Here is a 15,202-nt window from a genome sequence, read left to right on the forward strand (position 1 = left end):
CATCCCCTTATCTAGACATTTAAATCATTATTATCAAATCAACTTGTACATGTTTCCCTTTATTTGTCACACACATATCCTATTTTGACCAAGACTATATTGGAAATGAGGTGACAACATGCCCATTACGAATCGATTTTCTACCACCACTAACGGCGCACTCGCAATTACTGGAAATACTTTAGGCTTAAGTAAAATTAGTAATCAAAACCGTGCTGGGACAATCGGGGCAATTGGTGCATTCGCAACTACGAATACCGCTTTACAAGTAACTTCTTTTCCTGCTGGGACAACGTTAAACTATACACAAAATAGTTCTACCGCTCTTTTAAATATCCCTGCTGGTAGTACCATTCTTTACGCAGAACTCGTTTGGGGTGGAAACTATTTATCTCGTGATCAAAACATTACGAGCGTATTAGGAAACCCAGTTTCTTTTACAACACCTGTGTCAACATACTCAATTACTCCTTCAGCTGTTACAGCTTCTAATCAAACATTCGTTTCAAACTCTATTACATTTGGATTTTACACTCGTTCAGCAGACGTAACGACTCTTATTCAAGCAGGAGGGTCTGGCTCCTATACTACAGGATCTGTACCTGGACTTGTTGATCCTTTAGATGCTTCTAATGGATCAATTAACTCGGCTGGATGGACACTTATCGTCGCATATCAAAATGGTTCCTTACCTGCAAGAAATTTAACAATTTACGTAGCTGGTAACCGTGTTTCTGCAGAAACTGGTAGTGCCGATGTATCTGTTTCAGGATTTTTAACACCTTCAGGAGGACCTGTAAGCGGGAGATTGTTTTTAAGTTCTACCGAAGGAGACGCTGATTTAACCGGGGATCAAGCATTATTTGGACCAAATTTCAGTTCATTAAATGCTTTATCTGGGCCAAATAATGCTGTAAATAATTTCTTCGGTTCTCAAGTGAATAATGCGGCTGGAAATTTAGATACAACCGGGACATTTGGAACACGAAATCAAAGTGCTTCTACAGGTACAAATATATCTGCAGGGAGGCAAGGTTGGGACATTACTTCTATTGATATTTCTCCTTATTTAACAAATTCTCAAGTGTCCGCCGCAATCCGTTTAACAACTAACGGAGATGCATATATGTTAAATACAGTCGGATTACAAATTAATATAAACTCGCCTAACATACAAGCAACGAAAAGCGTGAATAAAAGCATCGCAGCAATTGGAGATGTTCTCACTTATACCGTTACTATCCCTAATACCGGGCTCCTCCCCGCCAATAACGTTATTTTTATAGACAGTCTTCCTAACGGCACTTCCTTTATACCTGGCACTGTAACGGTAGATAACGTACCACAAACAAATGCAAACCCGGCTGCTGGTATATCTCTTGGAACAATTAATAACAGTGCTTCTCGTACAGTAACTTTCCAAGCAACTGTCGTTTCTCTCCCGAATCAAAATCCGATTTCTAACACCGCAAATATTACATTTCAATATACACCAATTGCCGGTGGAACGACTTTTAACGGTCTTGCAACAAGTAACTCTGCTGGAACACAAATTAATCTTGCAGATATTAATGGTACAAAATCAGTTAACAAACTCTTTACCGATATTGGAGAAACGTTAACTTACAATATTGCCTTAGCTAATATAGGAAATATTGCGGCAACGAACGTTATGTATAAGGATCCGATTCCTAGCGGGACTACTTTCATTCCAGGAAGTGTAACTGTTAACGGAGTTACGCAAGCTGGCGCAAATCCCGCTACTGGTATAGCAATTGGATCTATTGCTGCTAATTCTACGACTACTGTTTCATTTCAAGTACTCGTTCCTTCTATCCCGCAAACAAATCCAATATTAAATAGTGGTACAACAACTTATCAATATATTCCTGTGCCAAATCAACCCGCAGTAAGCGGGACTGATATAACTAATACCGTATCCACTCAAGTGAATAATGCTACTGTCACAATGACGAAAGCGGTAGATAAAAATTTTGCAGATATTGGTGATACACTAACGTACACTGTTTCCTTTACAGGTACAGGTAATACGAATGCGAATAACGTTATTTTTACGGATGTCATTCCTACTGGAACAACTTTTGTTCTCAACAGTTTAACAATAGATGGAACGACACAAGTTGGAGCAAATCCTACTACTGGTGTGAATATAGGATCTATTCCAACTGGCACAACAAAAAATGTTTCATTTCAAGTAGTAGTAAATACCATTCCAGCGTCAAATACCGTATCTAATGGATCAAGCGCTTCTTATCAGTACACTGTCAATCCTAGCCAATCTCCCGTTACAAAAAACATTTCTTCTAATCTCGTTTCAACTCAAATTAACAATGCAAATTTAACAGTAACAAAATCAACAAATAAACAATTTGCTACAATTGGTGAAACAATCAGTTATACAATTCTTATTACAAACAGTGGAAATACAGCTGCAACTAACGTACAACTAACAGATCCACTTCCAAATGGAACGATATTGACTCCTGGTACTGTAACACTAAACGGAGTTTTGCAAAATGTAGATTCTCTCGTTGCTTTACCTATCGGAACAATTCCTAGCGGAGCTACTTTTACTCTTTCTTTCCAAGTAACAGTCATCAATATTACCGCCCAAAATCCTATCATTAATAATGCATTCACTTCTTACCTATATACTGTAAATCCAAGTGTGCCACCAACTTCAAAAACAGCAAATTCTAATTCTGTTACATCAACAATTAGACTAGCAAACCTTCAGGCTACTAAGTCTGTAGATAAAACATTTGCAGAAGTTGGAGATGTTTTAACTTATACCTTCGCTCTTACAAACACTGGAAATGTTGCGGCGAACAATGTAGTACTATCCGATTCAATTGCGAATGGCACTTCCTTTGTACCAAACAGTGTCATAGTTAACGGTGTTACTCAGCCGGGTGCTACACCAGCTAGCATTAATATTGGTAGTATCAATGCGAATACTACAATTACAGCTTCATTCCAAGTATTAATAACTAGCATCCCAAACCCAAATCCTATTTCGAATAATGCCTCCATTTCCTATAACTTTATCATTGATCCAAACGCTTCACCTGTAAATAAGAACACTACTTCCACCACTACATTTACTCAAGTAAACGATGCAAATGTCATTTCAACCAAAGCAGTGGATCGAGCGTTCGCTACCGTAGGGGATATATTAACTTATACCGTTACTTTGGCGAATGCAGGGAGTGTTTCCGCTGATGGTCCTACTTTCGTTGATACGAATCCAGACGGTACTACCTTTATCCCAAACACTTTCCTTATTAATGGTGTCCTCCAAAGTAACGCCGATCCAAATGTCGGTGTTCCGTTACCTTCTATTCCTGCTAACGGCTCACTTACTGTCTCTTATCAAGTAACTGTCACCTCTTTCCCAACACAAAATCCAACAATAAATTCATCTAGTACACAGTATAGTTTTATTTTGAATCCAGGAGATCCACCAACGATAGAAACCTCTTTAAGTAACACTGTAAGTACACAAATCAACTTAGCAAATGTCGTTATTGTCAAACAGGTAGATTTAACTATTGCTGATGTTGGGCAACCAATCACATATACAATTGCGTTGGCTAACCCTGGGAATACTCCAGCGAATAATGTAGTTGTTACCGACATACTCCCTCCTGGTACGACTCTTGTACCAAATAGTATTTTTATAGGCGGTGCTTTACAGCTAGGTGCAGATCCAAGTGCCGGCCTTCAAGTTGGTACGATTCCAGCTGGTGGCATTACAACAATTGTTTTCCAAATTAGTGCAAATAGTTTACCTTCACAAAATCCAGTTCAAAACAGCGCTGCACTTCAATATAGCTTTATCGCAGATCCAAATTTACCTGCTGTTGTGAGAAATGCTACTAGCAATATCGTATCGACACAAATTAATACTGCTAATATTGTTGCTACGAAACTAACGAGCACAAATTTCGCTGATATTGGTGATGTCATAACGTATGCAACGATTTTAACAAATAGTGGCAATATCCCTGCCTCTAATGTAACGTTTACAGATATTATTCCAGCTGGGACCAACTTCATTCCTAATACTGTAACGATTAACGGTGTCCCTATAGCTAATGCAAATCCCGCTAACGGCATTCTTATTGGTACGATAGGAGCGAATTCGTCACGTACTGTTTCATTCCAAGTTTTTGTACCAACTATTCCTGCGGTAAATCCAATTACAAATCAATCGAGCACTACTTTCCAATACACATATGACCCATCTAAACCAGCCGTCATGCAGATGATTACTTCTAACACTGTACAAACAGCTATTAATAACGCCTCGATTGTCGCTACAAAATCTGCAGATAAACAGTTTGGTAACATAAATGATATTATTACGTACACGACTACTTTAACGAATAATGGGAACACAATTGCATCAAATATAGTATTTACAGATGCTATTCCAAGCGGGACTTCTTTTATTCCAAATAGTGTAACAGTAAATGGTACTACACTCTCTAATGTAAACCCTGCTAATGGTATAGCAATTGATCCGATAAATCCGAATACAAATACAATAATTTCGTTCCAAGTACAAGTAAATTCCATCCCGAATCCGAATCCAATCCCTAATCAAAGTAATACCGCTTACCAATATGTCGTAAATCCTAACTTACCTCCAGTATCTTCCAATGCGTTAAGTAACGTAATAACAACTCAAATTAACAATGCTACTATTGTCGCTACGAAGTCAGTGAATACACCGAATGCTACAATTGGGGATATCGTTACCTATACGATTGCAGTTACAAACACAGGAAATATCCCTGCCAGTGCTACAGTTTTAACAGATGGACTTGGACCTGGTGCATCCTTCATCCCAAATTCCGTTACGATAAATAACGTTTCCCAACCCGGATTAGATCCTTCCTTAGGTATTCATTTAGACGATATTTCACAAGGAGGCACTACTTTTATTACATTCCAAGTGAAAATCCTCGCTATTCCACCTAGTGGCACTTTAACGAATAATGCTCTTGTAAACTACGAATATGCAGTGAATCCAACTGAAACACCAGCTGTTGGTAGTACCGTTACAAACACAACAGTTACACCGATTATTGATGCTACTCTAGTAATAAATAAAAATGCTAGTACAACTTTCGCTACAATTGGTGATACGATTACATTCACTTCATCTGTTAGAAACACAGGAAATACTACTGCTAATAACATTATTTTTACAGATACAATTCCAAATGGTACTGCCTTTGTCCCAAATAGCTTTAAAATAAACGGGGTAACCGTCCCGAATGCAAATCCACAAAACGGTATCAATATTGGTAACTTGAATACAAATGCATCGATTACACTCAGTTTTCAAGTAAACATTACAACGCTCCCAAACCCTAATCCAATTCCAAACCAATCATCACTTCAATATAGTTTTATTGTAGATATAAATGAACCGCCTGTTTCACGAACAGTTCAATCCAATACAACTTTTACGCAAGTAAATTCGGCTTCCGTTATCGCAACGAAAACTGCAAGCAGTGCCTTTGCCGCTGTTGGAGATACAATTACGTATACAACTACGCTCACTAATAACGGAAATACTACTGCTAACACACCCGTTTTTACCGATATATTACCAATTGAACTTTCATTCGTGCCTGATAGTGTACAAATTAATACTATCCCGCAACTTGGATTTAGACCAGATAACGGGATTTCTTTAGACGCAATTCCGGTTGGAGGAACGACAACAATTAGTTTTCAAGCGATTGTTGGCTCAATACCAACTACAAATCCAACTTTGAATCAATCTAGCACGACATATTCTATCATTGTGGATCCTACCAAGCCACCAGTGACAGAAACAGCTACAAGTAATCCAACTTTAGTGCAAATTAACGAAGCAATCATCCAATCAACGAAAAGCGTGGATCGACTATATTCTGACATCACACCTGGAAATTCATTTTTAACATATACAGTTTTATTAGAAAATATCGGGAACACAACTGCTACGAATATCATTTTTACTGATCCAATTCCAAATAATACAGTATTTATAGAAGATAGCGTTCGAGTAGGTGGGGTTTTATTACCTGGGGTAAATCCAGCAAACGGGATACAAATTGGGGATATTATTGCAGGAGATTTTATAAACGTTACCTTCCGCGTGCAAGTAGTTAGTATCCCAAATCCTATTTTTACAATCGGACCTGGAGGACCAAACTCCCCAGTTGTAAACGGCGCTTCTGTTAATTATCAATTTATGACAGCACCTAATTTACCACTTGTTTCACGAAGCACGACATCTAATTCTGTTTCGACACAAATAAATGTCGGGGAAATCACACTCGTTAAATCTGTAAATAAACCTTTCGCAACAATTGGGGATACACTTTCTTATACAGTTTCATTAAGTAACCCTGGAAATGTCACTTCACAAAATATAATTTTCACGGATATTTTACCTGAAGGAACAACATTTATATCTGGCACTCTTGTAAATGATTCTGGTTCGCTGCAAATCGGAAACCCAGCTACCGGAATTCAGATTGGAAATATAAATCCCGGTAGTACAGCTACGATTACGATAAACGCACTTGTAACAAACATTCCAAGTATAAATCCAATCTCTAATTCTAGTTCTGTACAATTTCAGCATATTGTCGATCCGAGTCAACCACTTATCACTCAAACAGCTTCATCTAATACCGTTACTACGACAATAAACAGCGCAATATTAGCTACCACAAAAAGTGCCGATAAATCTATTATTTCTGTCGGAGATACGATTACGTATACAACTGCGATTACAAATACAGGAAACACACCCGCAACGAATATTACTTTCACAAGCGCTATTCCATCTAACACTACCTTTATACCAAATTCAGTCACAATCAATGGTGTTCAGCAACTTGGTGCACGACCAGCACTCGGAGTAACTATACCAAATATCGCTCCTGGTGAAACAGTAACTGTTACTTTCCAAGTAAATGTTATTTCTGTGCCCCCTTCAAGTTCGATTATGGATAATGACACAATTTTATATTCTTATACTGTTGATCCAAACGGAACTCCTGTTACTACTTCTACTTCAACGAATATTGTTACAAACCCCGTACTAGATGCTATAATAACGATGGTAAAATCAGTCGATCAAACACTTGTAACGCTAGGTGATACCATTACCTATACAACCATTTTAACGAATAACGGCAATACAAATGCAACGAATATTACTTTCACTGATCTTATACCAGATGGTACAACGTTCGTTCCGAATAGTGTCACAATCAATGGCAGTACACAAATCGGACTCAATCCTAATACAGGGATAACAATCGGATCAATTGCCCCTAACAGCTCAATATCTATAGCATTTCAAGTTACCGCTACTTCTACACCAATCCAAAATCCTATTGCCAATTCCGCTAGTGCGTCTTACACATTTATTGCTGATCCAAATGCACCCATTGTTTCACGAACCGCTTCTTCAAATACAGTGTTTACTACCATTAATACAGCTACCATTCTTTCATCAAAGCAGGTTGATAAATTATTTAGCCATATCGGAGACACACTCACCTATACTGTCACTTTAACAAACAATGGAAACTCATCCGCACAAAATGTTATTTTCTCAGATACAATGCCGAGCGGAACTACATTTCTTACAAACACATTTTCTATTAATGGAATTCCCCAAATTGGTGCGGATCCATCCAATGGTGTAAATATCGGGACTATAACGGCTGGGAATACGGTAACTGTTGCGTTCCAAGTTACTGTAACATCATTACCAACCGAAAACCCAATTGTAAATTTCTCATCGACATCATATCAATTAGTCTCACCGCCTGATCCAGAAACTTCAATTAGTAATCCTGTTTCAACACAAATTAAAGAAGCTATATTATCTATGACGAAAAACGAAAATACATCCTTTGCAGATATCGGGCAAACTGCTTTTTATACTACTTCTATTTCGAATATAGGAAATACGGATGCGACTAATATTGTATTCACGGATGTATTACCGAGTGGACTCACATTTGTTCCTAACACATTAACTGTTGATGGTGTTTTACAACCTGACGCGAATCCAAATACAGGTGTATCGCTTGCAACACTTCCACCCAATGAAATATATAGTATCGTATTTCAAGTCACGGTGAACAGCATCCCACCTATTAATCCGGCACCAAATACAGCATCAACGACATATGAGTTTACTGTTGATCCTGTTAACCCTCCCGTTTCAAATACAGCTAATTCTAACACGACGCTTCTTCAAATAAACAATGCAACTATTAATAGTACAAAAACAGCTAATCTTACTTTTGCGGATATCGGTAATACAATAACATTTACACTTAACCTTGCTAATACAGGGAATGTGGCTGCAACTGATGTTACCGTTATCGATGTACTCGATAGCAATTTAAATTTCGTTCCAAACAGTTTCACAGTTAATGGGCAAACTATTCCAAACGCTGATTTATCTACTGGTGTAAATATCGGTTCAATTAATGGTGGAAGCACATCAATTGTCACATTCCAAGCCATTGTTTCAACCCTACCAAGCAACAATCCTATTTCTAATTCAGCTCTTACCACTTACCGTTATGTCGTTGATCCTAGCCAAACACCTATTACAACTTCCAACCAATCTAATACAACGACAACACAGATTAATAGCGCTATTCTTACTGCCAAAAAAAATTCAAATGTAGCAACAGTAGATATTGGGCAAGATATTGTCTATTCTATTACGATTACAAATAGCGGAAATGCTAGTGCGACGAATGTTACTTTTACCGATTTGATTCCAGACGGAACTTCCTTTGAACCGAATAGTTTTACACTTAACGGAACTACCATCTCAAATGCAGACCTAATTACAGGCGTTCCAATTGGAGATATCGCGCCAAACCAATCTGTCATCGTAGCATTTCATATTAATGCCGATGAAATTCCGCCTATAAATCCAATTACTAATCAAGCTAGCGTTAGTTTCCAACATATCGTCAATCCAGCTAATCCTCCAGTTCCAAAAAACATTACTTCAAATAGTGTTACAACAACAATTGAAAGTGCTATTTTAGCTACCACTAAAATTGGAGATAAAGCTTTTGCAACGATTGGTGATACGATTACGTATACAACTACGATTACGAATACAGGAAATATCCCTGCTAATAACGTTATTTTCTCAGACCCGATACCATCGTGGACACAATTTGTTGCAGGATCAGTTATTGTTGATGGCACTCCATTACCATCCGCTTCTATCATTGACGGTATTGGCATAAATACGATCATTCCAAATCAAACTGTAACAATTGTATTCCAAGTTCAAATTGTAAGTAACCCAACAACATTCACTCCTGAACTCCAAAACTTAGGATTTGTAAACTTCCAATATAACGTAGGAAATGCATTACAGGCTCAGCCTGGAAATGTGGAAACGAACGTTTTCGTTACTTCTATTAATTCAGCAATCCTTTCAGCTGTAAAAACTGTTAATACTGCCTTTGCGAATATTGACGATACAATCACTTATACAGTTTTAATTCAAAATAGCGGCAATACAAACGCTACGAATGTAAATTTCTCAGACCTGGTTCCAGCAGGAACAACTTTTGTGGAAAATAGTTTTACTGTAAATGGAAGTACCCTTCCAGGTGCAAATCCAAATAACGGAGTGAATATCGGAACCGTGAACACCGGTAGTTCCTTAACCGTTACGTTCCAAGTCATAGTTACATCTACTCCACCTTCGAACCCAATTACAAACGTTGCATCTATTCAATACGAATTTATAGTTAGTCCGGCTTCTCCTCCTGTTACAGGCACAATAAACTCTAATAGTGCTTCCACACAAATTAATAACGCGACTGTTATAACTATTTTAGAAGCAAATCGTACAATCGTATCTACCTTAGATATCATTACGTATACAGCAACATTAACGAATACTGGAAACTTCCCTGCAAATTCTGTATTACTCATTAACGGAGTTCCTGAAGGGGCATTATTTGTTCCCAATAGTGTCACGCTTAACGGGATTTCACTTCCAGATGCAAGTCCAACTCTCGGCATTCCAGTTGGTATTATCGCACCAGGTGATTCTGCTACTATTACGTTCCAATTTCTTGCAAGTTCTATTCCACCGCAAGGAGCAATTATCAATCAAGCTATTACAAGTTACACGTATATCGTCAATCCAAGTCAACCACCAGTTACAGCAACATCCTCATCTAATACGGTTACTACAGCTGTCGTTGATGCATCGTTATCCGCGATTAAAAGTACAGATTCTCTCGTACAATCTACTGACGGTATAATCACTTACACAGTAGTCGTTCAAAATAACGGAAATACTACTGCAAATACAGTTACTTTAACAGATTTAGTCCCAGAAGGAACTGCATTTATTCCAAATAGCGTAACCATTAATGGTGTTTCAGCTCCAGGTGCTGACCCAAACGTAGGGATCTCCTTGAACGCTATTACACCTTCAGAAATCGTCATCGTCACATTCCAAGTTATCGTTCAATCCATTCCAAGCGTGAACCCAATTTCTAATATAGCTCGTATTGACTATACTTTTATCGCCGATCCAACTGCTCCTATCATCTCTCGAACCATTACGTCTAATCCAGCTTTCACACAAATTTCGGATGCGAATGTTCTTTCTTTAAAAGCAGTTAATGCACAACAAGCAACAACAGGTGATATTTTAACCTATACGATAACGCTAGAAAATACCGGAAATATTCCAGCTACGAATCTCATATTTTCCGATACGATTCCAGAAGGAACTACATTCGTAGAAAATAGTTTTACACTTAACGGAACAGCTATACTTGGTGCAAATCCGAATGCAGGTGTTACTTTGCCTAACCTATCAGCAAACGCTACTCACCTTATTTCATTCCAAATTCTTATTAACGATCCTTTCTCACAACAATCGATTACAAATCAATCTAATACAATATATACAATTCAACCAGACCCAGGACAACCGCCCATTACTGAAACATCTACAAGTAATATTGTCATTACAAATTTCGTGCTAGCACAATTAACAGTTACAAAAACGTCCAATCCAATAACTGTAGATATTGGTGGAACTATACTTTATATTTCTGAAGTAAAAAATATCGGCAATGTTGACGCAATAAATATTACTTTTACAGATGCTATTCCAGCTGGGACTACATTCGTTCCAGACAGTGTCACAATTAACGGTGTAATTCAGCCTGGTGTAAGTCCAGAAAACGGAATACCAATTGGAACGATTCCACCAAACAGTTCCAAAACAATACTATTTCAAGTACAAACAAATAATCCACCAACTGAAACCGAAATTGTAAATCAATCATCTGTAAATTACCAATATGTAAGTATTCCTACAGCTCCACCAGTGAATCGCACTGCAAATTCTAATATCGTAACAACATCACTTCAAAATGCAAATATTATTTCTGTTAAACAGGCGGATGTTACTTTCGTTGCCATCGGGCAAAATATCACTTACACAAATACACTACAAAATATAGGAACTGTTCCAGCTAACAATACGATGTTCATTGACAACATACCAGAAGGTACTATATTCATTGAAGATAGCTTGTCAATAAATAATGTAATTCAGCCTGGTGCGAACCCTGAAAATGGAGTAACTCTTGGCACGATACAACCAGATGAAACAGTCACTATTTCATTCCAAGTACAACTTATAAGTATACCAGAGGGCAACACAGTCATTAACATTTCAGACACTTCGTATGAATACCAAATCGACCCTAGTTCTCCTATTATTCAGCGCAGATCGTTATCAAATGCAGTAAATACTGAAGTGCGGACGGCAAATGTTAGTGCAATTAAATCCGCTAACAGATCTATTACACGTATCGGTCAAATCATCACATATACAATCGCAGTTACAAACGCTGGTACAGTACCTATTACAAATACTCTCCTCATTGACGCAATTGCTGCTGGCACCACATTCGTTCCAAATAGCATTCTTGTAGATGGCATACCAAGGCCTAACGAAAATCCAATTACCGGAATCACCCTTGATATTATCCTTCCAAACAATACAATTATCGTTACATTCCAAGTAAATGTAGTCTCTACACCTTCTCAAAATAACATTAATAATATCGCCGTCATCCACTATGAGTATCAGCCAGACCCAAGCTTACCACCAATTTCAGAAACGACATCTTCCAATACTACAAATATACAATTTATTGATGCCATTCTTATCGCTACAAAATCCGCTAATACAGTATTAGCAAATATTGATGAAACCATTGAATATACAGTACTCATTCAAAATAACGGATCCACCACAACTAACTCCATCTTTTTTACAGATATCATAGAAGATGGAACCGTATTTATTCCGGGAAGTGTAACAGTTAACAACACTGTACTTCCTGCAGCAGATCCAAATATCGGTTTTTCCATTCCTAATATTACTTCAGGTCAATCAACAACAATAACATTCCAAGTTTCCGTTACGAATTTACCTGCTGTAAACCCAACACCTAATACTGCAAACATCGTTTACGACTTTATTTTCAACCCTGACTTTGCACCTATTCAAAAATCTACTACTTCTAATACTACTTTTGTTCAAATTAATGACGCTGATATTGTTTCACTTAAAACTGTTGATTTGACCTCTGCAGCAATTGGAGACAATTTAACTTATACAACAACTTTAACGAATACAGGGAATACAGATGCTACTGCTGTTTTATTTACAGACAATATTCCTGATGGAACAGCCTTTATAGATGGTAGCGTTTTAGTAAATAATATCCCTCAGCTTAACGCAAATCCAAGTACTGGCATACTTGTAGGAACGATTGCTCCTAACACTTCTATCCCAGTCACGTTTTCCGTTACTGTGGTATCTCTTCCAGCTAACAGTCGTATCCAAAACCAAGCTACTTCTCGTTATACAATTAATGGCGAGCAACAAATATCAACTAGTAATATTACCTTCACTGAAGTTATTTCTGCTAATGTAATTGCAGCAAAAACAACGCCTATCCAATATGCTGACCTACAAACGATTATTCCTTACACAATTTCCATTACAAACAACGGGAATATACAAGTAGAAAATATTATTGTTACAGATATCATTCCAGCGAATACGAGCTTTATAGAAAATAGTGTTATTGTAAATGGAAACACCCGTCCAAATGACAATCCACTTAACGGAATACAAATTGATAACATTCCGCCTAATACAACAGCAACTATTCTATTCCAAGTACGAGTTACTTCCATTCCGCAAACAAATCCAATCTCTAATACGAGTACAATTGAATACCAATACACTGTACCGAATCGACCACCTATTACCGAAACTATTATTTCATCAGCTGCCGTAACAACAATTAATCACGCAAATTTGAATAGTAATAAAGCTGTTGACCTTGCATTTGCAACGGTTGGTGACACGTTAACGTATACGATTACACTCAATCAAACTGGTAATATTGCAGCAAATGATGTAGTTATTCAAGATATGATTCCTCAAGGTACTACGTTTATAGAAAATAGTGTCATTGTAAACGGCGAAACTCTTCCGGGAGTTAATCCAGTAAGTGGCATACCAATTGGTCCTATAACTGTTGGTGGAAATGCTATTGCTTCATTCCAAGTAACTGTAACCTCTATTCCAACACTAAATGAACTTACCAACCAAGCAACCACTACCTTTAACTATATAGTCAATCCAAATAACGTACCTGTTACGAATACAACTATAACAAATACTGTTACAACTACTGTCCAAAATGATAATGTTTTTGCTATTAAGTCTGCTGATGTAACGCTTGCCTTACCTGGTCAAACTTTAACATATACAATTACAATTACGAATAGCGGTAATGTCACGATTGAAGATCTTCTTGCTATAGACACCGCACCAGCAGATACAACCTTCGTTACGGACAGCGTTACAGTTAACGGAATCAATCAACCTAATGCAAATCCTGAAAATGGTATTACATTAGGAAACCTTGCTCCTAATGAATCTACTATCATTACTTTCCAAGTAACAATATCTCCTTCAACTCTTCAACCAGCAATTAATAACGATGCTTCTGTTTCCTATACTGTTACCATTGATCCAAATGAACCACCTATTACAATTACAAAGCAAACAAATGTCGTTACAACAACTGTAGTTGACCCGATGGTTAGCATTGAAAAAACAGCCGATAAATCTATTGTGGCGTCAGGCGACACCATAACTTTCACATTAGAAGTGATAAATCATTCACCAATTCCTACAATTAGTACCTCTGTCCTAGATATAATTCCAGCTAGTACAACATTTATAGAAAATAGCGTAACCATTAACGGAACCCCGGTTCCAAATGTCCGTCCAGATACTGGTATTAATATCGGCACTTTATCTGCTGGCTCAGTAGCAACGATAACCTTTAAAGTTCTCGTCACGTCTATCCCTTCAAACAGTACCATTATCAATTCCGCTTCCGTCACAGCTGCCTTCCAATTGACACCACAGGACCCAATTATTACTTTTATAGTTAATTCAAATATCGTTCGTATACCAGTACAATTTATAACTGCGACAGTAGTAAAAAACGCTTCCGTCAGCTCAGCTTATTTAAACCAATATTTTGATTATACGGTGCGTATTACGAATACTTCTGATATTTCACTTTCAAATATTTCGTTACAAGATACCATTCCAGCAGGTTTACAATTTATGAACGGTACGGTTTTTATTAATGACGAACGTTCTCCACTAGCGAATCCGAATATCGGTTTCCTAGTTGCTACTAATTTGGAACCGAACGAAACAATTATCGTGTTATTCACAGTACAAGTAATAAGTCCACCTGTTAATAATGAATTTAAAAATACAACTAATATTTCGTTACAACTTCAAGTCTCGCCTACCGACCCACCAATTACAGTAACCGTTACGAGTAACGAAAATATGGTCACCTTCGTTCCAGAAAATCCAGATGAAACACTTCCAAATTTTAATTGCTTCTTTGACGGGAAACGCTTCATACGTATTACTCCTCGAAATGTACGAAATTACCTTTGGACTTGGATTTGGTGGGATTAAATGAAACAAAAAGAGATTGTAATTTGGTTGAAACCAAATTACAATCTCTTT

General features: G+C 37.5%; 1 protein-coding gene. It reads left to right on the forward strand.

Annotated elements, in window-relative coordinates; translation table 11 throughout:
- Positions 1-118 precede the first annotated feature (118 nt).
- Positions 119-15,151, forward strand: a complete 15,033-nt coding sequence (locus COL05_RS00575; protein WP_098667218.1) for a beta strand repeat-containing protein — start codon at positions 119-121, stop codon at positions 15,149-15,151.
- Positions 15,152-15,202 lie beyond the last annotated feature (51 nt).

It is taken from the genome of Bacillus sp. AFS059628 (assembly GCF_002571225.1).
Taxonomy (GTDB): Bacteria; Bacillota; Bacilli; order Bacillales; family Bacillaceae_G; genus Bacillus_A.